Raw genomic sequence first — 20,944 nt, forward strand, 5'->3', positions numbered from 1 at the left:
GAAGTTGAATTACCTGAATGTTGTAATGCGGATATTTATCATAAACCAAGCTTGTCTTGGCTTATTTCGTCATTAGCCCTTCACGGCGCCGACCGTCAATCCGGAAATAAAATACTTCTGGAAGAAAGGGTAGGCGAATGCTACAGGCAGCACGATGAGAATGGCGACCGCCATGCGGGCGGATTCCTTCGGCATCGTTGCGACGAGCATGGCGTAGCTAACGCCCATACTCGCTGCATTCTTGGCGAGTGCATCGACATTGCTCATTAAGCTGTTGAGCAGCGCTTGCAGGGAATACAGGTTCTGGTTGTCGATATACAGCATCGATTGAAACCAGTCATTCCAGTAAGCAAAGCAGAGAAACAATCCGATGGTGGCGATGACGGGCAGCGAGATCGGCATGATGATCGAGAAGAAGATTCGCAGCTGGCTCGCGCCGTCGATTTCGGCTGATTCGATCAGCCCGTCGGGAATCGTGCTTTTGAAAAAGGTTTTACATATGATGACGTTGAACGATGAAACGGCGAGCGGGAGAATAAGCGCCCATATGCTGTCTTTCAGTCCCAGTAAATTCGTGTTAATGAAGTAGCTGGATACCAAGCCGCCGTTGAATACCATCGGGATGAATACCACCCAGGTGAGAAAACCCCTCAGCTTGTAGTTGGGGCGAGAGAGAACGTAACCCATGGAAGCGGTCAGCAATACGCCGAGCACGGTACCGACCACGGTAACGAGGGCGGATACACCGAGGGCCCGCAGAATCATCGTTCCCTGCTTGATGATGTAAACGTAAGCCTCGGCCGACAAAGCAACCGGCAGCAGATGATATCCGGTCTCACGGATGGACTCCTCACTGGAGAAGGAGATGGACAGAACAACGATTACAGGTATGACGCAGAGCAGGGCCAGCATAATAAATACCAGGTTGAAGAACAGGTTGACGGCTTTGTTTGTACGGTTAAATTTCTCAAGGCCCGTCTCGTAATTGGTTTTTGGTGTCATCGTCTTGCCTCCTTACATCATCGCGCTATCGGGATCGATTCGACGAACAATCCAGTTAGCGACCAGAATCGTAGCGCATCCCAGAACAGACTGTACGAATGCGGCTGCGGATGCCATCCCTACGGTGGCGGTTTTCAATTGTTTATACACCATGACATCGATGGTGGTCGCCACGTTGAACAGTGAATTGGAGTCTCGCGTGACCTGATAGAACAAACCGAAATCGGTGTAAAATATGCGCCCTACGGCCAGGATGAACATCATGACGATCACCAGCTTGAGCATGGGCAATGTAATGAATCTCGTCTGCTGCCAAATCGAAGCGCCATCAATAACAGCTGCTTCATAATAGGTGCTGTCGATGCTCGTGATGGTTGCCAAATAAATGACCATACCATAGCCCAGGCCCTTCCACACATTTAAGAGAATCAAGAAGAATGGCCAATATTGCGGCTCCATATACCAGTTAATAGGATCGCTGCCCATACTGACGAGCATTTGATTGACAATTCCTTTGTCGAAGCTTAAGAATGCCCAGCCTACCGCAGATACGACCACCCAGGATAGGAAATAGGGGAGGAACATCATTGTCTGATAGACTTTGCTCGCTTTGCGGCTGTGGAGCAGTCCGATCATAATCGCGAATAGAACGGGCAGAACAATCCCTAGAACGATAAACACAATGTTGTATCCAATGGTGTTGCGGATAATGATCCAGGCGTCATTCGATTTGAACAAGAATTCGAAGTTTTTGAAGCCTACCCATGGACTGTTAAACACATTGCTCAGAAATCCGCCGCTAATCCTGAAATTTTTAAAGGCGATAATGATCCCGAACATCGGTAAGAAACTAAACAGGATGTACCAAATCGTGGTCGGCAGCGCCAAGAGGGTTAGCTCCGTATCCTGCTTGTGCCAGCGTATTCGTAAGCGCTTTCGTTTTTTGGGTTCGGCTTGTGAGCTCATGTCTGTCACTCCTTACGGTGTTATCTCGCTTGTCGTGCACTTGTTAGTTTTATTGTATAAGAGGAAGATTCGATGCTTCCAGATAACAAACTTGATACTATAGTCAACAAACGTTAGATTTGAAAGATTCGTTTGACAAAGGATTGCCAGAACATGGTTTCGAATTCCATTAATTCTAGGTGGTCTCAATCGCTGATTGGAGGGACAACAAAACCTCTGAGCTGCTCAGAGGTTTTGTTTGGTTTCAATTCCATTCAGTTAGACCTTCTATAAGGCTTAAAACCCTGTTTCTAAAATCGTCTCCGTTTGATTCAAATTGGTCAACGCTACACTAGCCTCCCATAACTGTTTCCTATTTTCATTGTTATAAGAAAGTTCGGAGGATTTTATTTGTTTCGTACCTTCAAAATATTTCCCTGTCGTTTGGTTGAACTTGCTATCGGTTACTAGAGCAGCCAAAGCTTTCCCGGACTGACGCACCGTATTCACGTTAGGGTAAAATAGCGTTAAAACAGGCATAAGATAGTTCCAAACAAATCTCATAATCGGCGTATAGCTTTGAGCAAGGCCCGTGCCTGGCATCATTCCCGGATCGAAAGCATTTACGGTAATATTTTTTTGGGTTTGCTGCTTTATTCGATTGGCCAACTCGTAGGTGAAATATAAATTACATAACTTTGAAGTCGTGTAGCGCCGTCTGCCAATGAGAGATATAGCTCCGATCGAGCTCGCCTGGTCAGGATAGGCTAATATTTGGGGATCTACAAAATCAGGTGCAGGCATTCCTGTCTTTTTCAATGGATCATGGGTTCCGCTGCTGACTAACACGATTCTGCCGGACTGCGTTATTTGTCCAAGCAGCATATTAGCCAGGAGAAAATGTCCAAGATGATTTACGCCAAATGTAGCTTCAAACCCATCTTTCGTATAATGCGTTTTATCGATAAACTGTACGCCTGCATTGCATACAAGTGCATATAAAGGCGGATAATCCATTTGTGTAAACTTGCTTATAAAACCCCTTATGGATGCCAAAGATGAAAGATCGAGCTCCAAAAAGGATATGTTTTTATTATTGGTTTCTTGAATTAACGCATCTACTGCTTGATTGGCTTTAGCAGCGTCGCGGCAGGCGATCACCACATGATAACTATTGTCATGCCTAGCTATTATCTTAGCGCATTCATATCCTAAACCAGAGTTCCCGCCTGTTACGATCACCGTTTGTTTCTGTGGACTCATTCCTAACCACGCTCCTATTTTGGTATTTCATACGTTGACAGTGTCAACATACGGTGATTATATACCTGCAAAGTTGACACTGTCAACATCGTTGGTGTAAAATTTAAGACATGAAATTACAATCCATACCTTAAGAGGATATTATGAACGATACCAAACAAAAGCTGATTCATATCACCAGACAAATGATTGATCGACAAGGCATTGATGCTGTCAGCATGCGCGAGCTTGGTAAAGAAATGAACTTGTCCCGCAGTGCCATGTACAGACATTTTAAAAATAAGGAAGACTTGCTGGCGGCTGTTGCGGTTGAAAATTTTGAGATGCTGACCAGCACGATTCGAAAAACAATGGAAAGCATAAACGATTCGCGAAAACTTATATATGCTATTTTGTGTACGTATTTTGAATTTGGTATTAACCATCAGGAGCATTACCGCTTGATGTTTCGAAAGCAATGGGATAAGGAGTTGTATCCTGATCTTTATCATTCTGCTTTTGAGATATTTAAGCTTGTAGAAAATTGTTTAGAAAAGGCAGAAAACATTCGGAAATCCCCAACCGAATCAACCGCCATCATGTATGCGTTCATTCATGGCTTGGTTGAATTGAATTCAGCCCAGCATACGGAATCGGAAAAGGGACTGGATCAGCCAACCCATCTTCTCGATTCTTTTCTCGATCTGATTTTTATATAGGAGAGCAAGCATCGCGTTTAAACCAATGTACAATAACATAAAATACCTCTGATCGAAATCAGAGGTATTTTATGTGTGTTCATCTCACTCTGGGTTTAGCTTTATAAATCATGATCCTGCTGAAATGATCTCGTCAATTTTAATCCAACGTGATTCCTCTTCGGCCATGGATAGTTTGATCTCCCGTCTAAACGTATGGATCAGCACGACAATTCCTGTCAATTCCGTGTCCTCATATTCATCGAATAGCCTTACGGTAATCATACGGTGTTCATGAAATGACTCGGCGAGCGCACCCTCGATTAATTCCATTTCTTGCGGGTCCAGCGTCGGCCGGCCTTTCCGGCCTTCTTCCAGCTGCCTGCGAATGATGGTTTCTTTGTGTTCCGGCAGCATCATCCGACTGGATTCCCACAGCCCATTGCCCTCAAGCTTTTTTCGTGTTGTCATTTATAGTGTCCTCCTATCTTGGCTGATCGATCCAGCGCTTGGCCTGCGTCCGTTTTGGATACGGCTCGGATCACAATCGAATTCCCGTATTTATTTTTCAGGGCATCGGTCACCCGTTCAAGTGCCATCGACCGCTCCCGTCCGGTATCAAACAATGACAATTGGTATTCCGTATCCGGGGAAAACTGTGACAAGCTAATACCGACCCGCCGAATCGGCAGGCCGTCCCAATACGTTTCAAGCAGCCGGCATGCCCAGCGGTAAACCTGATTCGTAATATTCGATGGATCCTCCATCTTCATCTGTCGGCTAAATCCCGTAGGGCGGTCAAAGTCTGCCCCCATACAACCGACCGACACCACATGCCCCATAAAACCAAGACCGCGGCATCGCTGGCAAACCAACTCCGTCAGCTCCAGCAGTACGACCTTGATTTCTTCCAGCTTGGTATAATCGCGAGGGAGGGTCATCATGTGTCCAACCGATTTAGGGTCAACCTGGTGCGTGCCTGGCCTTACCGGGCTATCATCGATTCCGTTGGCAATTCGCCAGTACATCTCGGCTGAAATATCGGAATTTTTACCGAATTTACGGCGCATCATCTGCTTCAATTTAGCAAGAGGCGTCTGAGCCACGCTGCCGATCGTGGGCAGCCCCATGACGTTAAAGTGGCGGGTCATCTTGCTGCCGGCCATAAACATGCAGCTGACGGGCAGTTTCCAGAGGGTATCTGGAAGCGAGTCCTTGGACAACGTGTAGATGCCGGACGGATTTTTCTTGGCGTAGTTATCACAGGCCGTTTTAGCCAGGATTTTGGTTTCGCCGATGCCGAAGCGAGCGTACACACCCGTGGCATCCATGATATGACGCTGAATGGTTCTGGCTAACTCATCCGGTGTGCCGAACAGATGCAGCGAACCGGTAACGTCTAAAAATTGCTCATCGATACTGTAAGGCTCAACTAAATCGGTATAACTCTTGTATATCTCCGTGATTTGCATCGAGACGTCAATATACTTCTGCATTCTGGGTTTGATGACGACAAGGTCGGGACACTTGGATAGTGCCTCTCCTAATCGCTCTGCTGTCGTTATTCCTTTTGCTTTAGCGAGCGGACAAGCAGCCAACACGATGCCTGAACGTCTTTCCGGATCCCCTGCAACGACCAACGGGCGGTTTTGATACTCGGGGTGGTCTGCTTTCTCAACAGATGCATAAAAGGACTGGCAATCCCCTAACATGATCACTCGGTTAGATGATTTCACAGCGTACTCCCCTTATCTGCGATTTTCAGCCCCAGGTAGGTGTACGATCTCTGCTCGATCTCTGCCTCAATTAGCCCCCACAGTATGGACAGCTTGTGATGATACCCTCTGCAGATGAATTCAACCTCAATGCCAAGCTTTGTTTTTCGATCCTCGTACACCTTAATGGCGTATTCGCGCATTTTTCTGCGAGCCTGGGCTAAATCGGATAATGCGGCTGCCTGCAAATGGTCGATCATCGCATTCGTTAGCTCCGGGGTCTTTAAATCTGCTCTGCATAGAATCGAACGGTCATGCTCTAACACATCAAGTAAAAGGGGTAATAAAATATAATCCTTCACCAGTTGGGTCTCATCTGGTTTCAACCCAATACTCAACATCATTAACCACCTCATTGACGGGAACGTTTGTTTGTATTATATGCGAACATTCGTTCTTTTATCAATGTAAATTATACCCTTATGATGACGAATCAGAAACTCACAGGCGGTACCCATCATAATCAGTGATTGAAGCCCCCACCTGGAACCTTTCAATCAACGGATGGTTTTTGTTCAGATTCACTTTCATTACAAAGTCGGAAGGGATCTCTTGGATGCAAAACGAAATATCCTCCTGTAAAAATTCCGGTCTTTCAATATCGTAAAATTTCCCGGCCGCTTCTGACTTTCGAATTCGCTCAATGGTTTGCTCGGCAGATATACGATTAGTGCCTTGGAGAATTTCCGATATATATTGTGCGCAGGCCAGATCATCATCCCCTGACGGATGCGAAGCAATTACATTAATCATCATGTGATCGTCTTTTAATAAGTTCCTCTTTATAAACTCTGCGGTTGTTCTTGCATTTGTGAACCCGGTAACGAATAGATGCTCGGTGCTCAATGCGTTTAGGGTGGCTGTAACTCCATTGGTTGTCTTTTGGATCAGAAATTTCTCCCGAAGATCGAAGTCATGTAAACGCGCAGGCGAATTATCCAGCTCAAACCCCGGAATCGGCAGACCCTGTATCTCTCCCGCCAATAAAAAGTCAGGATAGATTTTCTTTAGACGCAAGGCATCGTCCAGAGTTCCTGCCAGAATGATACCCTGAACCCCATGGATAAAGGCGAAGTGCGCTACGGTAAAAGCCCTTATAACATCAATTACAATATTGATGTGTGATGCGTCCAAGGTGTGATGGTGTCCTTGAATAATCTGTATTGGCATGTCGTATCCCCTTTTACCCGGCATAATGGGCTATTTTAGTAACAGTATATTTGCCCAAACCCAAGGAGTGCTCAAATCCTCTGATGGATTCAGCAGCAGTGATGGAATATTAAATCCGGATGTGGTGATAATTAGGAAGCATGGAAATAAAGAAAATGTTCTGTTCTACACGAACTTCAAGTCCGAGGAGCGATACCATGGAGAAGACCAAAAAGCGAAAACTGAATATCAGCTTTCATAGCGATATCGACCTGCAGACCGACTCCGAGGAGACACAAGACAGCGAATCCGCCGGAAAATCAAAAACTTCTACCGGCTCAAAGGGTCAAGTGTGGGAATTTATCGCACTGGCAACGATCCCGATCGTGCTCGTTTTTGGCAATTCCATGCTAGTTCCGGGGCTTCCTGAAATGCAAAGGGAACTGGGTATCAGTAAATTCCAAAGCAGCTTAATCATCACGATTTTCTCCTTGGCAGCAGGCTTGTTTATTCCGATTATTGGTTATTTGTCCGATCGATTTGGACGCAAAGTTATTATTATACCCGCCCTGATCATATATGGAGGTGCCGGTATTCTGGCAGGATTCGGTGCCATTTGGAACTCTTTTGGGGTGATTATTACCGCGAGGGCGATTCAGGGGCTAGCGGCCGCCGGAACAGCACCGATTGCCATGGCGCTCGTCGGCGATTTATACGATGGCGGGACAGAGAGCAAGGCACTGGGCTTAATCGAAGCCTCCAATGGAGCCGGCAAGGTACTCAGCCCGATCATCGGCTCCTTGCTTATGCTGATCGTATGGTATGCTTCCTTCTTTGCATTTCCCGTGTTCTGTGCACTATCGTTGCTGGCCGTCATTTTTATGATCAAAGAATCAAAACAACATTCAAAGCAAGAACTAAGGAAGTACCTCGGAAAAATCGGAGACATCTTTAAAGAAAAAGGCCGCTGGCTCATCACTGCTTTTTTTGCCGGTTCGCTGGGGCTATTCATTTTGTTTGGCATACTGTTTTATCTATCCAACATTCTTGAAGACAAGCCTTATAACATTGACGGGGTCGTGAAGGGCTTGATTTTGGCCATTCCATTGCTTGGGATGGTTATCACTTCCTATACGACGGGAAGCTTGATCAAGAAGAATGGCCTGTTGATTCGTTGGCTGATGAATATCGGGCTGATTGCCATGACCCTGTCTCTGGCAGCTACACTTTTCTTTTTTAAGAACATTTACGTGTTTATCGGGCTGCTGACAGTCAGCTGTATCGGAACCGGAATGCTTCTTCCTTGCTTGAATACGATGATCACCGGTGCAGTTGAGAAAAGTGAGCGTGGGATGATTACGTCCCTTTACAATAGCTTGCGATTTTTGGGAGTTGCAGCAGGGCCGCCCTTGTTCGGATGGATGATGGATAAATCGGATCAGGTTGTTTTTATAACCGTGTCTTCACTATCTTTGGTTACTCTAGGTTTGGTGTTCTTTTTGATTAAGCCGCCGCGGCAGATCGGATGACCGGACAAATCCCTATGACAAAAGATGGGCACCTGTCAATGGGTATGAGCATATTATGCCAATGTCATTGGATTAAACGACTAAATCAAAAAGAATTGAGGAGATCCTAGAATGAACAGTTCCCTGCGAACAGTTTGGCCCATGGAGATATGTGATCCGAGCGGGCTGCGCGAAAATCCCGAACACGGCAAAAAAGACCACGACACCTACGGGGTCATGGAACGCGGGATGACGATGGTAATTGATAAAGGCCTGGGTAGAAACATGTTCTCAGATGTGATCGAAACAGCCTCGGATTACATCGATTGTGTCAAATTCGGTTTTGGGACGGCTCCGCTGTATAAAACGGAAATGCTGCTATACAAGATCAATCTAGCCAAACAACATGGAATCACGGTCATGCCCGGCGGGACCTTGCTTGAGACAGCCGTGCAGCAAGATGTCGTCCCCGCATTTTTTAATACCGTTTGCCGTCTTGGATTTAACGCGATAGAAGTATCTGACGGCACGATTGAGATGTCTCGAAAAAAACGAACGGAACTCATCCGGGAAGGTAAACAACGCGGACTTCGGGTTTATACGGAGTATGGTAAAAAACAATCCGGTTCCCACATCGACGCCGAAATGCTAGCCTATACAATGGAAGCGGATTTAGACGTAGGCGCCGAGTTTATCATTGTTGAAGCGCGCGAGTCTGGACTAGGCATCGGTATTTACGATAAGCATGGTGAGTGTCAGGAAGAAATGATAAATAATATCATCGACAACGTGTCGGATGCAAGAAAGCTGATTTGGGAGGCACCTCTTAAGCAGCAGCAAGCGATGCTTCTCCGCAAATTTGGATCTCACGTACATTTGGGAAATATCCAACCCACCGAAGTGCTTTCCCTTGAAACGATGCGGCGGGGTCTTCGTCAAGATACGTTTGAACTCGGGGTGAGAGAGAAACAAACCGATGGATTTTGTTACGTAATTTAAACATAGACCAAACCACAAGAGAATGATAAATACTAGAGGGCTGCCTATGGATATCTCCAGAGTCAGCCTATACATATTTTCGTTAAAAAGATCTATCCCGGTATCCCCTCCAGGGAACAAGCATACACTTAAAAAAGCAGGACTAGCTTGTTACTCTAATCTATGAAGGATGATTCCGTGTGAACTTACAGATCATACCCGGGCGGAAGAGCCCCTTTTTCTATCGTCATGCTTCCAAGAAACTTTTCTACATTACCGCCGGCTCCATCATTCAAGGTTTTGCCATGGCCATGTTCTTGTTTCCTCACGCCATTCCTTCGGGGGGAGGAGCTGGAATCGCGGTGCTTCTGAACCATGCGTTTGAGATCCCGATGAGTCTCGGACTGTGGCTCGCTAATTTTATTTTCCTTGCCTTTACAGTCCCTTATCTTGATGGTGTCAGTGCCTTTGGAACCATATTTGTTATAACAGTGACGTCCGTTTCCGTTAATTTCTTCGAGGTGTTTCTAGAACCCCCGTTCGGCAACGTATGGATCGATCTTCTATTCGGCTCGGTTATTCTCGGAACAGGTGTCGCCATCCTCATAAAGCAGAGGGTATCGAATGGGGGAATCGGTTATGTTGCCTTAGCCATTTATAAGTATAAAAGAATCAACCCGGGCACCTCATTGTTCTGGATGAATGGAATCATATTCGCTTTCGCTGCCTATGTGATCGATTGGAAAATTATTATCCTTGCAGTTGTATGCCAGTGGATATCGACCCGGATCATTAACTGGATTCACCAGTTCCCTCCCCCGAAATCGGTCTATCAACCCGCTTGGCGCAAAAAGTGATTCTGTATATGGGTAAGAGTGATTGACAAATATAACAAAAATATGGAAATTTGGGTCGTACGACCTATATTAAATGAAAAACAATGTAAGTTATAGTTTGAATAAGTCATAACATGTTTGGATATTCGACAAATTCATACTCTTCGTACGACAATAGCAAACCCGCTGAAAAGCGGCGACGCAAAGCTACAGGGGCTAATGTGGATCTTCTTCAGACCGCGATGCCAGCCAGCTGCCGAATACGACGGAAGCCTCCGTCCTATTTTGCTATGGTTCATAATGGATGGTTTTTTTATTTTTTGCTGTGAGCTGTCGAATGCAGCAGCGATGAATAGTAGATCGATTTCATTATTTAACGCTTATTCTTACAAGGGAAGAAGGGAAATAATGGGTCAAAGAACACTGGTAGAAGTAAACAATCATTTTCCTAATATCCTCAGTATGACTGAAATAAAACAAAGGTTGATTGAACGGAAAGAAATTCTTTATTTGCTGCAAGAGGAAACCAGGAATATGAACAATTTGCTGTCCATACCTTATTTATTTGTTATAACAGATACGGATGGTGCCGTTATCGATTATTGCGGAACAGGTTCTTTAAGAAGTTTCCTCGAGAGGAATAATATAAAAAATGGGACCTCGTTGGCAATGAAAGACGCAGGAAGCAACGCTATTTCATTATCTATGGAACAACAAGCGCTTTCTGTCGTAATTGGGGCCGAGCATTGTAATCGCGTGTTTTCAGAATTGGCGTGTGTTTGTACTCCCCTTCGAATAAAAAATGTGATCATAGGCTACCTTGGTCTTAGTTTTCATTATTTGCACGAAGTTACATTTGCCATACCGCTCATTGAACACCTGGCCAAGAATATTGAAGAAAAATTACCTCAAAAGGATCCCGTTCTGCAAAGGGAGCTGATCTATTCTCACTTTCACCAATATGAATTAACGAATCGCGAGAAAGAAATAGCCTATGGGTGGCTTGAGAATAAAAATGTCCCTGAAATTGCTGATATTTATGGTATTAGCCAAAGCACGGTTCGTACTTTTATTAAAAAGATCTATGCAAAAACGAGAGTCAACCACAAAGGAGCATTTCTTAAAAAATTTACATAACCGTCATAAAACTTGTCTTAAAATAAAGATTACCCAATTATGGGTATTTTTTTTGTTACCGTCGAAATTTATAATGATAAGTAAGTTATATATACTGATTCGCGTTATCGATAACTGTGGCAACTGTCATCAATCACTTGTTACGACGGGGGTGGGTGAACAAGGTGATTTCTATCGAGAGTGAACTCAAACAAGTATCGAAAAAACTCGAACTTCTCCGAAGAGAACTTGAGCGAGTGGCCAGCAGTTTCGAATTGGTGCATCAAGATGTTGTCGCAATTTCACAGTCGTTGGATAAGCTGATTATTCGTTACATGGAATTAAAAAACCAAGAGGAATATATTAAAAAAAAGTAGATCTTCTTCATATTTGAATCAAGGCACAGAAGATACCTTCTGTGCCTTATGTGTTTCCAGCGTTCAAGAAAAATCGAGAGTCAGTAACCAAGGTGGGTAAAATAACAAATCCTCTTCCGCATAACGAAAGAGATCACAAGCCCAAATTTTGGTCAATGACCATAGAAGATATCTATTTAGGCGGTGAAACAAATGCCATCGCAAATATTATCAAGTGGAAAGAACAAATACGATGTGAATTAAAATAAGAAGATTTATTAAGGCAAGAAGTAAAAAGATGACCTCCGACATTCGGAGGTCATCTTCTGTTCATGGACGGCCTTCATGAATCCATGACCAGCACGCGAAGGGAGGTGCGGCGGAGGATTCGCGAAGCCAGCCAGCAGCCGCTGATGGCGATAACAAGCGCGATCAGAGTCAGCCCAATGACGAGCGGCCATTCCATGATAAGCGGCAGCTTGACAATCCCATAGGCAGAGAGCAGACCGCGCAGCACGGCCGGCAATGCGTAGACGCCGCAAGCGATGCCAGCCAGCGCACCGAGCGCAGCCAGTCCGGCAATGCCGCTTGTCAAGGCACGACGAATGTCGGTTGCGGTCAGGCCGAGCGAGGCATAAATGCCATATGTTTTCGTTTCCTTACGAATATGCAGCCGGCAAGTTGTATAAACAATAAGACAAGTGACAGCCATAAACAGTAGGGCCAGCATACTCATCGGAATGAGCAAAACCGCCGCAGCTTCTTTGAATACGGAATCGAGCAGCACTTCCTGCTTCAGCGCTTGAATGGAAGGGCTGTAACGTTCGTTCAACTGCTGCACAAACGCATCGCTGTCCGTATTGTCCTTTAGTTGAATAAACCCGGCGTCCGGATTCAACTGCTCGACAAGATCCGATGTGACCCTGGCGACGTTCGACATATTGGAAATGGACTGAAAAGTGCCGGTGATCAGCACTGGATGCGGTTCGCCTTCAATGTAGATCGTGAGTACGTCGCCGATGCCTTTATGCAATTTACGGGCAATATTGATTCCGATAGAAATTTCATTAGGGAGTGCAGGATTACGGCCTGCAAGCGAGGCAAATCCGATCTCGTCCATGCTGCCTTCTACGACCGTCAAAGGGAGACTAAATGTCTGTTGAGGCTTGTCATCCACTTCGGCCATGGCGATGACGCCGGTGGCTGATCCGGACCAGTTCAGACTGTGAACCCGAGGGTCGCTTTGGATATAAGATTGCATTTCCGCCCGATCCATACCTTCCGCATGGATAACCATAATCGCGATATCCGCATCGTCATAACCCCACTGGGCCGACGTTTCACTGATGCGATAGATGCTGGTCACCAGCACGGCGCCAAAGACGAGCACAGCCACTGTGATGCTCATCAACAAAAAGATCAGCGCTGCGCTTTTTTTGTTGCCGCTCACATGCTTCCAGCCGATAACCGTGGGTACGGACCATCGATCCAGCAGTTTTTTGCGGGCACCATGCCGATGGATACGACTATGTGAAGACTCCGACATGCCGTAACGGATCGCTTGAATGGGCTCGATATGGCGTGTCTTGGAAGCATAAACAAGGACGCATAGAAGGATGATGAGCAGCAGGCCGCAGCCAGTCCAGATCGCAACGTCTGCCGCTTGAACGGGAACAGGAGCTGTGTCGGATTTGAGGAAAGACAGGGAATTCTGGATGATGACATCTGAAAGGAAGTGGCTTGCAATCAGTGCCGGGACCAAGGCGACAATCGTCATTAAACCGTACTGCAGCAAGTAGGTGCCGATGATGCGTTCGGAGGTCATGCCAATCGATTTGAGAATGCCGATCGTGCGGTAATTGGCAAGGATTGTGTCCGTGATCGTAAAGCCGATTGTGAGCAAGGCGACGAGGATCATGACCAGTCCGAGGAAACTCATCACAAAGCCGATCACTTTGTTCATGATAAAATAAAAGGCCGACAATTCGGCAAACGAAACGCGTTCCTCTAAAAACGGCGAACCGAGCGCCTGCTCAAAGCGCTGCCAGTATTCCTCGCTTTGTTCAGGATACGCATAGCGAAGCGACAACATGTATTGCTCCTGAGTGGACAAGCTACCCATGGTTGACCGATAGTCGGCTTCGTTCATCCAGATGCGGGCAGTGGTCGAGAAAGGACCGCCATGGGATATGTCAATGACAATCGCACCGATCGTGAATTGTGCCGGTGCAGACCCTGAGGTGAATAGCAATTCATCGCCGATATGCATGTTGTATTTGTAGGCAAGCGAGGTGGGTATCCAGATTTCGCCGACTTCCGGAACCGTCAGATGCTCAGGGCCTGTACCGGGAAGAGGATTGTTGACCCCATGCGGCATCGGCGGGGTATTGATCATATACAGATAAAGATTGGGCAATTCTTCCCCGTTAAAGACCAGTCCGGTCCATGGCTTGTAAGGGATTAAGCTGGACGTGTTTACGCCTTCTTGGCTGGACCACCAGTCGGCTACCAACTGTTCGTCATGCAGCCCACGGGTCATATTTATGACTTCGTGCGCACCATGAGCAGCCGTATGGCGATCATTGAATACATTTTCCGTATTCATCAAGACCGTGAATGCGGTGCTGACGAGTAGAGCGGATAGGGCAATAAGCAATGCGATCAGCGTGTTTTGCAATTTTCTTTTGCGCAGGTTGCCCCAGCAGAGTGTTAATATGGCTCGCATCCCAGACTACCTCCTCCCGGTGACATAAGCGAAGATCATCGCTTCCCGCTCGGAGGCCTGTTCCGGACTGTAGGGCCCCATATCCAGCGTGCCACCGATCTTGCCGTCGCGAATGTAGATAAGGCGATTGCCCCGGCAGGCTGCCTTCATGTCGTGGGTGACCATGACAATCGATTGACCGTCCGCATGCATCCGGCTCAATATATCAAGCACCGTAACGCCTTGCTCGAAGTTCAGACTGCCGGTAGGTTCATCAGCGAAAATGATGTCCGGGTTATTGATGAGCGCCCTGGCGATTGCCGCCCGCTGCTGCTGCCCTCCGGATACTTGGGAAGGCAACCGGCTGCTCTGTTTATCGAGGGAGAGATTGACCATCAAGTCATTTGCCCGTTGCCGTACTTGTTCCTTGTCCTGATTTGCGATATATCCAGGGAGGGCAATGTTATCGAACAGCGACAGATCGGGTACAAGGTTGCTGTTTTGATAGATAAAACCGATCCGATTCGCCCGAAAGCGTGCAAGCTCCTTGGCTGAAAATTGATCAAAGCGCTGTCCCTGCAGACAGACTTCTCCGGTTGTCACTTCATCAAGTCCGCTGAGCAAGTACAGCAAGGTGGACTTTCCCGACCCCGAGTCCCCCATGATGACCGTAAAATCTCCCGCGTAAATCGACAGATCGACATTCCGAATGGCATGATACTGCTCCTTGCCGGTGGTGTATGTTTTACATAAATTTGCAGCTTGCAGCATGATGGTTTTGCTTGAAGGCATATTCTGATCTCCTCTCTTATCTTCCCATGCCACCAAATTATAGAGAACGATTCTTGCACAGTTGTTATCAAATTATAAATAAAGTATGACAGGGGTCAGCTGAGGGGCAGAGTCAAGTAGAAAGTCGTTCCCTGCTGCTGTTGGCTGTGAAAAGAGATCGTGCCGCCATGCGCTTCCATAATATACTTGCAAATCGACAACCCAAGTCCGACCCCGTGGCGCTCGGTCGGTTGGCTGGCCGTTCGTTGTGAAACGCTGCCTTGGTAGTACCGATCAAAAATAAAAGGCATATCCTGCGGGGAAATTCCGCTCCCTGTATCGGAGACGATGATCTGCAGGCAGGATGTTTCCGAGTGTTCTTCAACAGCGAGTCGAATCGTATCCCCGGGCTCCGTATGCTTCAGTGCGTTCGTGACGAGATTGGACAGAACTTGCTCGATCCGTATGGCATCGATAACGACAAGCACGTTGGGAATAGCAGAGGGTTCTTGGCAGTGTACGCCCATCGTACGGATATAATGGGCCATCGCCCGCAAGATCGGCTCCAGCGTTGGAGCGCTGTATTGCTCAATCGGATGTACGGCAATCTGCTCCAGATCACGCAGCGCGTGCAGCAGCAAATCGTCTACGAGCACGGTCATCTTGCTCGTATTCGCATGCACCACCTCAAGGTATGCCATCACACTCGGCAGATCCGGGCATATACCTTCCCGAATTGCATCGATATAGGCTTTGATCGTTGCCAGCGGAGTTTTTAAGTCATGAGACAGATTGGAAATCAGCTCTTTGTGCGACTGGCTGTGCGCGGCTTGCTGCATATGCAAATTACGAATCTCTTCACGCATGAGATCAAATACGGCATAGAGCTCCCCGACCTCGTTATCGCTGGTCCATTCGGCACGCTGCTCGTAGTTGCCTTTCAATATAGCTTCGGCATAAGGCTTGAGCCCGGCAACAGGCTGAACCCAATCACGCTGCACCCGACGTCCGATGGAGAAGAATAAGTAAAGCAGCGTCAAGAGTGCCAGAGATAGCATGATCCATGGCACATAGATAAAGGAGTCGGAGGGGGGCATTACTGCAGTCACGACAGATGCAGGCACAGCAAACTGAGCGTAGCCCACAAAGCTCTTGCTGCCGGCGTCCAGCAGCGGAAAAGCGAGATGATAATAGGGCGGTTCGCCGTCAGAAATACGCAGCGTGTAGTCGAGTTCAAAGCGCGGATCAATATGGCGCACGGATGAATCATCGCTGTCATAGATCATCGTTCCGTCAGGAAATACAACCTTGAGGCCGATCCCTGTCTCTTGACTCCAGCTGGTTAATTGCCGCCGAATCGGAGCATCGGCCAGCAGCAAGTCAGCATGCTCATTCTCCAGGCTATGGACAACCGTATTTGTCAGCACGCGAATTGGGTTGACAATGGATGACGAAGCGGGTTGGTTTGAGGGCCAAGCGAGCCAGACGACGGATAGCAAAATAACCATAACAGATAGGCAGGCTGCCCAGAGCCTTCTTGTATGCCACGATTTCCAGTACATGGGGGCTACGCCGTCTCATCGGGGTTGAATTTATAACCGACGCCCCAAACCGTTTTGATATAGGAGGAGTTGATCTCGGCCCTCTCCAGCTTCTCGCGGAGCCGCCTAATGTAGACCGTGATGGTATTATCCTCGACATATGCTGAATACCCCCAGACCTGATCCAGCAGCTGCGACTTGGTAAACACTTGATTCGGGTTGGATGCCAGGAAGTAAAGCAGATCAAATTCTTTAGCGGATAACGAAATTTCCTGCTGTCCGACCATGACTTTGCGGGCATTTTTATCAATCGATAGAGCGCCGAATTGCAGTCGCTGCTGTGGGGATGCCTGGAGTTTCGGGTCTGCAATTCTGCGCAAATGTGCCTGAACGCGGGCGACCAGTTCACTGAGCGAGAAAGGCTTGGTCATATAATCATCGGCGCCGAAACCAAGGGCAAGCACTTTGTCCGTATCGCTGCTGCGGGCACTTAAAATAAGAATGGGCGCAGCCGTCAACGTACGGAGCTTGCGGCATACTTCAATTCCGTCAGCATCAGGCAATGTCAGATCGAGAATGATAAAATCCGGCTGCCGGTTGCGGACTTCCTGCAATCCGTCGCTGGCATTTTCCGTGATGAATGTGCTGAATCCCTGAACACGCAAATAATCATTCACAATGCGCGAGATATCCTGTTCATCTTCAATGATCAGTACTGTTTTAGGAGAATTCATGAAATAGTCGCCCCTGTTCCGTATGCTTAAATAGTGAGTCCATTATAGCATGGGCCGGAATGAAGCATAGGGAAAATAAGGGGAATCTTACCAATTGAAAGGCTTGGTGTGAAGTGTAGTCATATCAGGAACACGGTTACCTGAACTGTGGAGCGCGCAGCCAGAGAGTGGTTTTATTGGAAACTGAGACGAAAAACAGCTATCGGGAATATCCCGATAGCTGTTTTCATCGTTTCGGATATCAGTCTGCCGCTTTCGTTATTTTGTCCATGTACCGATCTTATAAGCTCCGTCTGATAGACGTTCCGTATTAGCAAAATCAACCCCAGGTTGGTGGTTTGTAGACGGATCAAGAATAGCTATTGCCAGCTCATAGGTTCCGTTTGCCAGCGTGTTGGTGGAGATAGAGCCTGAGACCGTATGCAAGCCGGTTCTCCAGGTTGTTACGTCTGCGGTTGTCGTTTGACGCGCCACGATGTTCCCGCCGCTGCGCAGCTGGATTTCAACAGGCCAGTTGAACGGGAAGTGCTGAACCCCCTTATTTTCCACAGCGATGGATACATCTAATGAGTCTCCGGTATTCACGTTCGGATATGCCGCCTTCTTCACGACAAAGTGATAGCCCATTCGTTTCTTCAGTGTATCCATATTGCCCTGCAAAGGATTGCCCAGCGCCAAGGAAGCCGGAGCATTCGGTCCCAGCCAGCTCGGTTTGCTGAGCTCGGTCTGCCGCAGTGTCTCATTGAAGCCGCTGCCAGTTGTAAGTGCAGCATTCATGCCATAGGCACCGCCGTAAAATTCACCGCCAGATACGCGCGTGTCCCAGAAGTTGGCATGGTTTGGCTGCTGCTGGCCGATATCATCCCAATAACCGTTCTGTGTGCCGGTATACCATCCCCATTCGGAATCGAAGCTCGGCTGATCGCCGAACATATCATTATACATTCCAAGAACCAGACCCTTGTTATTATTCTTGGCCAATTCCACGCTTCGTCTGATCAAGAGCTGCGTATGATCCTCCTGATCGGCAAATGCATCGATATAATGCTGAATGTACTGATTGGATATTTCGTTCGGAGGAAATGCGCCCGTATAGTTGCTTTCCCCGTTCGGTCCGATGTAAGGCCAGGTGTGGAATTCCGCCCAATGGCCAAGCGAACCGATTTGTACAAAAGCAATCGGGCTGTCAGCCGTGTCGTAATGCTCCGCAATCGCCTCAATGGTAAGCTTATGTCTGGCGATCAGATACTCGGAACTGTAATTGGGTGAGAAGCCCGTGTTGTTGCCGGCTCCCATGCCTCCGGTTGCATCCTGGTAGGCCTTGCCTGGAGATTGTCCCAGACTTACCATGTCATGATAGAGCCAGTCAGGTATATCCCGGTGAGGCACGCCGGAAGGACTGTCCAGAATAACGCGAAGGACTACCTTGACTCCGCGGCTTTGCCAATAGTCGAAATGGTTGGACGCTTCAATCGCATTGAAATCATAGTTGCCTTTGGTTGGCTCTAACTCCTTCCAGGTGACACCGGCATACACGAGACGGTGGTCCTGAGGGTAATGGGTAGATTTCGCTGAAGGTGCCCAGCCCTTAAACGGGTTATTAAGCGGATCATCCAGCTCGCTTGGGTAAAATTCGATCCGATCTTCTCCGGGATTACCTGCCTTAAGCGTATAAACGGGAAGGGACTGGTTCTGCGCTGGCAGTCGGTTTATATCCGAGTTGTTATCCAGATATCCGATGTTCACACTGCTGCCTGTTGCAAGTCCAAGCGTAGCGAGAGGGAGTGCAGCTTCAATGGTCGATGAGGTACGTACATATTGAGAAGAAGGAAGAGTCGAAGACAAATTCCAATTCCAGGTGGTTCCATTTCCTGCATATCGATATAGCGATTGATTTTCGAGGAGCCATTCAATACCCGACGCACCCCATCCGAAGGCTTGATATCCGGTGGAAGTTTTCCCGTCCGTATTCAGCCAGAAGCTCCCCATGTTGGTGCTAAGGCCGGCGCCTTCCACAAGCAGATACAGATTGCTGTCATCGTGGGCAGCCTTTAGGACGCCAGCTGTTCCCGAATTCGTGGAAATAACCGGAATCCCTTCCCAGTCGCCCGGATTACCATCGATAACGATGGAGGCTGCTTCCGCAGTCGAAATAAAGAGGGGAGAAGGGAATAAGGCAATAAGAATGGCCGTCATCGTAAAAACAGTAAGCGTCAACTTCATTTTGATACCCCATGCTTTCATGTCAAACCTCCTCACAAAATGATGGATGTCATAAAGCCCGCAAATCCAAACTTCTTTATTAACGGTAGAAATCATTCTACCGAATCTGAAGCTTTCACCCCCTTTCCAATTGAAGTTCCCGCATCCACCATGAAAAAAAGAGCACCGTGTCGGGTGCTTCTTGTGCAGTGGGTCTATGGGCAAAGAACATATTCATCTCGTCTTTGTTGCAGTCATTAAGTAGAACTGCGTACGATCAAGCGGGTAGGCAAAATCACTTTCTTAGGCAGCAGTTGATTTCCGTTTATTCTGTCGATCAGGTTGTCGACGGCAACCATGCCGATTTCTTTTGTCGGTACGTCGATCGTTGATAGGGGGGGATTGGAATATTTGGATACCTCAATATTAGATAAGCCTATGACGGCTACTTCATTAGGAACGGAAATGCCGTTGTTATACAAGCCATTGAGGGCGGCCATAGCCATTAGATCGCTGCCTGCAAAGAAGGCGGTCGGGCAATTTTTGGTTTTGCATAAATGATTCACTTTTTCAATGCAGACCGCTTCATCCCACATGCAATCAATAACCCAATCGGGATTCACCGACATTCCGGCAGCATGCATGCTGGCGTAGTAGCCTCGATAACGGCGGCTGTCTTTCAGGTTATTCGTTAATCCGCTCCCCCCGATGTATCCAATCCGGGTGTGACCTTTGTCAATGAGATGGTTGACGGCCATCGAAGCGACATTGTAATGATCATAGCCCACATTATCGATATCCCCGCGTTCGGTATCAATCCCCACGATATAAGGAACCTGCTTGCGTATATACTCATAGGTTTCACCGTTCAACGATTCCATAAGAATCAGGCCGGTAATCGGTTCGCTGAATGTATGGAATAAAATCTTGCTGTCATTCAGTTCAATTCCAGTCCGAATAAAGGAAATGTTATATCCCGCACTCAGCAATCGCTCTTCCACGCCGGATAAAATCGACATGAAATAAGGATCGTTGTATTTATCCTTTGTAACGCTTAGTACACACCCGATTTTGATGTGCGACTTGCTGTCGGAATGATCCGTGGTTACAACTTTCCGCTTGGGACTTGAAGTGATTTTATAGTTGAGCTGCGTAACAGCCTGCCACACCCGTTCCCGGGTTTCGTCCGTAATTTTATATTTCGTATCATTGTTTAACACTCTGGATACGGTGGCGGTAGATACATTTGCTAATTTAGCAACATCCCGAATGGTACTCATAAATAAACACATTCTCCTTTTTAGTTACGAATAGTCACCATTTAGAGTTTATAGGAATGTTACATGGTAAACAATGATGGACTTGATAAACGTCTTGTTGCGTAATT

The 20,944-nt window shown here is 47.2% G+C and carries 19 protein-coding genes and 1 riboswitch; of the genes, 6 read left to right on the forward strand and 13 right to left on the reverse strand.

Features of this window, described 5'->3' with window-relative positions:
- Positions 1 to 72: 72 nt before the first annotated feature.
- The 3 genes from M4D81_RS27150 to M4D81_RS27160 all read right to left on the reverse strand — a co-directional run bounded on the left by M4D81_RS27150 (position 73) and on the right by M4D81_RS27160 (position 3,210).
- On the reverse strand, positions 73 to 1,002 hold the full coding sequence (locus M4D81_RS27150) for a carbohydrate ABC transporter permease (RefSeq protein WP_194544098.1): 930 nt from the start codon (positions 1,000 to 1,002) through the stop codon (positions 73 to 75).
- A 12-nt stretch (positions 1,003 to 1,014) separates the two neighbouring features.
- Entirely contained in the window at positions 1,015 to 1,968 is a 954-nt protein-coding gene (locus M4D81_RS27155; protein ID WP_260068689.1) for an ABC transporter permease, read from the reverse strand.
- A 276-nt stretch (positions 1,969 to 2,244) separates the two neighbouring features.
- Positions 2,245 to 3,210 carry an SDR family NAD(P)-dependent oxidoreductase gene (locus M4D81_RS27160; RefSeq protein WP_260068690.1) on the reverse strand — a complete coding sequence of 322 codons (966 nt, stop codon included), beginning with the start codon at positions 3,208 to 3,210 and terminating at the stop codon, positions 2,245 to 2,247.
- A 143-nt stretch (positions 3,211 to 3,353) separates the two neighbouring features.
- Between M4D81_RS27160 and M4D81_RS27165 the strand changes: the two genes are divergently transcribed.
- Entirely contained in the window at positions 3,354 to 3,908 is a 555-nt protein-coding gene (locus tag M4D81_RS27165; protein WP_260068691.1) for a TetR/AcrR family transcriptional regulator, read from the forward strand.
- 108 nt (positions 3,909 to 4,016) lie between these two features.
- Here M4D81_RS27165 and M4D81_RS27170 read toward each other — a convergent pair whose 3' ends face one another.
- From M4D81_RS27170 to M4D81_RS27185, 4 genes are all read right to left on the reverse strand, one after another.
- On the reverse strand, positions 4,017 to 4,358 hold the full coding sequence (locus tag M4D81_RS27170; protein WP_127593246.1) for a YolD-like family protein: 342 nt from the start codon (positions 4,356 to 4,358) through the stop codon (positions 4,017 to 4,019).
- Positions 4,355 to 5,623 (reverse strand): DNA polymerase IV, encoded by a 1,269-nt coding sequence (locus M4D81_RS27175; protein ID WP_260068692.1) that lies wholly within the window; start codon positions 5,621 to 5,623, stop codon positions 4,355 to 4,357. Before M4D81_RS27175 ends, M4D81_RS27170 begins: the two co-directional genes overlap by 4 nt.
- Positions 5,620 to 6,006, reverse strand: coding sequence for a YhjD family protein (locus M4D81_RS27180; protein WP_235613244.1), 387 nt, complete (start codon positions 6,004 to 6,006; stop codon positions 5,620 to 5,622). The genes M4D81_RS27175 and M4D81_RS27180 overlap by 4 nt, the downstream gene beginning before the upstream one ends.
- 97 nt (positions 6,007 to 6,103) lie before the next feature.
- The gene (locus tag M4D81_RS27185; RefSeq protein WP_260068693.1) at positions 6,104 to 6,832 is read right to left on the reverse strand and encodes a 2-phosphosulfolactate phosphatase; all 729 of its coding nucleotides are present in this window, start codon (positions 6,830 to 6,832) and stop codon (positions 6,104 to 6,106) included.
- A 197-nt stretch (positions 6,833 to 7,029) separates the two neighbouring features.
- Here M4D81_RS27185 and M4D81_RS27190 point away from each other — a divergent pair, with 197 nt between their 5' ends.
- The 5 genes from M4D81_RS27190 to M4D81_RS27210 all read left to right on the forward strand — a co-directional run bounded on the left by M4D81_RS27190 (position 7,030) and on the right by M4D81_RS27210 (position 11,626).
- The gene (locus tag M4D81_RS27190) at positions 7,030 to 8,340 is read left to right on the forward strand and encodes an MFS transporter (RefSeq protein ID WP_260068694.1); all 1,311 of its coding nucleotides are present in this window, start codon (positions 7,030 to 7,032) and stop codon (positions 8,338 to 8,340) included.
- A 111-nt stretch (positions 8,341 to 8,451) separates the two neighbouring features.
- Positions 8,452 to 9,318 carry a phosphosulfolactate synthase gene (gene comA, locus M4D81_RS27195; RefSeq protein WP_071223336.1) on the forward strand — a complete coding sequence of 289 codons (867 nt, stop codon included), beginning with the start codon at positions 8,452 to 8,454 and terminating at the stop codon, positions 9,316 to 9,318.
- 179 nt (positions 9,319 to 9,497) lie between these two features.
- Complete coding sequence (locus M4D81_RS27200) at positions 9,498 to 10,154, forward strand: YitT family protein (protein ID WP_397376781.1); 657 nt, start codon at positions 9,498 to 9,500, stop codon at positions 10,152 to 10,154.
- A gap of 145 nt (positions 10,155 to 10,299) precedes the next feature.
- Positions 10,300 to 10,394: riboswitch (cyclic di-GMP riboswitch) on the forward strand.
- Positions 10,395 to 10,541: 147 nt separating this feature from the next.
- On the forward strand, positions 10,542 to 11,270 hold the full coding sequence (locus M4D81_RS27205; RefSeq protein WP_162487663.1) for a helix-turn-helix transcriptional regulator: 729 nt from the start codon (positions 10,542 to 10,544) through the stop codon (positions 11,268 to 11,270).
- A 164-nt stretch (positions 11,271 to 11,434) separates the two neighbouring features.
- The gene (locus tag M4D81_RS27210) at positions 11,435 to 11,626 is read left to right on the forward strand and encodes a Spo0E family sporulation regulatory protein-aspartic acid phosphatase (protein ID WP_071223335.1); all 192 of its coding nucleotides are present in this window, start codon (positions 11,435 to 11,437) and stop codon (positions 11,624 to 11,626) included.
- 322 nt (positions 11,627 to 11,948) lie between these two features.
- On the opposite strand, the gene M4D81_RS27215 is transcribed toward M4D81_RS27210, so the two are convergent.
- The 6 genes from M4D81_RS27215 to M4D81_RS27240 all read right to left on the reverse strand — a co-directional run bounded on the left by M4D81_RS27215 (position 11,949) and on the right by M4D81_RS27240 (position 20,837).
- Complete coding sequence (locus tag M4D81_RS27215; RefSeq protein WP_260068695.1) at positions 11,949 to 14,330, reverse strand: ABC transporter permease; 2,382 nt, start codon at positions 14,328 to 14,330, stop codon at positions 11,949 to 11,951.
- 6 nt (positions 14,331 to 14,336) lie between these two features.
- Positions 14,337 to 15,101, reverse strand: coding sequence for an ABC transporter ATP-binding protein (locus M4D81_RS27220; RefSeq protein ID WP_260068696.1), 765 nt, complete (start codon positions 15,099 to 15,101; stop codon positions 14,337 to 14,339).
- A 95-nt stretch (positions 15,102 to 15,196) separates the two neighbouring features.
- Positions 15,197 to 16,642 carry a HAMP domain-containing sensor histidine kinase gene (locus M4D81_RS27225; RefSeq protein WP_260068697.1) on the reverse strand — a complete coding sequence of 482 codons (1,446 nt, stop codon included), beginning with the start codon at positions 16,640 to 16,642 and terminating at the stop codon, positions 15,197 to 15,199.
- 5 nt (positions 16,643 to 16,647) lie between these two features.
- The gene (locus M4D81_RS27230; protein ID WP_071223330.1) at positions 16,648 to 17,355 is read right to left on the reverse strand and encodes a response regulator transcription factor; all 708 of its coding nucleotides are present in this window, start codon (positions 17,353 to 17,355) and stop codon (positions 16,648 to 16,650) included.
- Between the two features lie 258 nt (positions 17,356 to 17,613).
- A complete protein-coding gene (locus M4D81_RS27235; RefSeq protein WP_260068698.1) occupies positions 17,614 to 19,599 on the reverse strand; it encodes a DUF4832 domain-containing protein in 1,986 nt (661 codons plus the stop codon).
- Positions 19,600 to 19,814: 215 nt separating this feature from the next.
- Complete coding sequence (locus tag M4D81_RS27240; protein ID WP_260068699.1) at positions 19,815 to 20,837, reverse strand: LacI family DNA-binding transcriptional regulator; 1,023 nt, start codon at positions 20,835 to 20,837, stop codon at positions 19,815 to 19,817.
- Positions 20,838 to 20,944 lie beyond the last annotated feature (107 nt).

Source organism: Paenibacillus sp. p3-SID867, assembly GCF_025142895.1.
In the GTDB taxonomy this organism is placed as follows: Bacteria; Bacillota; Bacilli; order Paenibacillales; family Paenibacillaceae; genus Paenibacillus_AQ.

Bases quoted from the DNA above. Each gene is read 5' to 3' on its own strand.
- M4D81_RS27165 (WP_260068691.1), top strand. From the start codon at position 3,354: ATGAACGATACCAAACAAAAGCTGATTCATATCACCAGACAAATGATT.
- M4D81_RS27240 (WP_260068699.1), bottom strand. From the start codon at position 20,837: ATGAGTACCATTCGGGATGTTGCTAAATTAGCAAATGTATCTACCGCC.
- M4D81_RS27190 (WP_260068694.1), top strand. From the start codon at position 7,030: ATGGAGAAGACCAAAAAGCGAAAACTGAATATCAGCTTTCATAGCGAT.
- M4D81_RS27185 (WP_260068693.1), bottom strand. From the start codon at position 6,832: ATGCCAATACAGATTATTCAAGGACACCATCACACCTTGGACGCATCA.
- M4D81_RS27220 (WP_260068696.1), bottom strand. From the start codon at position 15,101: ATGCCTTCAAGCAAAACCATCATGCTGCAAGCTGCAAATTTATGTAAA.
- M4D81_RS27205 (WP_162487663.1), top strand. From the start codon at position 10,542: ATGGGTCAAAGAACACTGGTAGAAGTAAACAATCATTTTCCTAATATC.
- M4D81_RS27230 (WP_071223330.1), bottom strand. From the start codon at position 17,355: ATGAATTCTCCTAAAACAGTACTGATCATTGAAGATGAACAGGATATC.
- M4D81_RS27225 (WP_260068697.1), bottom strand. From the start codon at position 16,642: ATGTACTGGAAATCGTGGCATACAAGAAGGCTCTGGGCAGCCTGCCTA.
- M4D81_RS27235 (WP_260068698.1), bottom strand. From the start codon at position 19,599: ATGAAAGCATGGGGTATCAAAATGAAGTTGACGCTTACTGTTTTTACG.
- M4D81_RS27160 (WP_260068690.1), bottom strand. From the start codon at position 3,210: ATGAGTCCACAGAAACAAACGGTGATCGTAACAGGCGGGAACTCTGGT.
- M4D81_RS27155 (WP_260068689.1), bottom strand. From the start codon at position 1,968: ATGAGCTCACAAGCCGAACCCAAAAAACGAAAGCGCTTACGAATACGC.
- comA (WP_071223336.1), top strand. From the start codon at position 8,452: ATGAACAGTTCCCTGCGAACAGTTTGGCCCATGGAGATATGTGATCCG.
- M4D81_RS27180 (WP_235613244.1), bottom strand. From the start codon at position 6,006: ATGATGTTGAGTATTGGGTTGAAACCAGATGAGACCCAACTGGTGAAG.
- M4D81_RS27150 (WP_194544098.1), bottom strand. From the start codon at position 1,002: ATGACACCAAAAACCAATTACGAGACGGGCCTTGAGAAATTTAACCGT.
- M4D81_RS27215 (WP_260068695.1), bottom strand. From the start codon at position 14,330: ATGCGAGCCATATTAACACTCTGCTGGGGCAACCTGCGCAAAAGAAAA.
- M4D81_RS27170 (WP_127593246.1), bottom strand. From the start codon at position 4,358: ATGACAACACGAAAAAAGCTTGAGGGCAATGGGCTGTGGGAATCCAGT.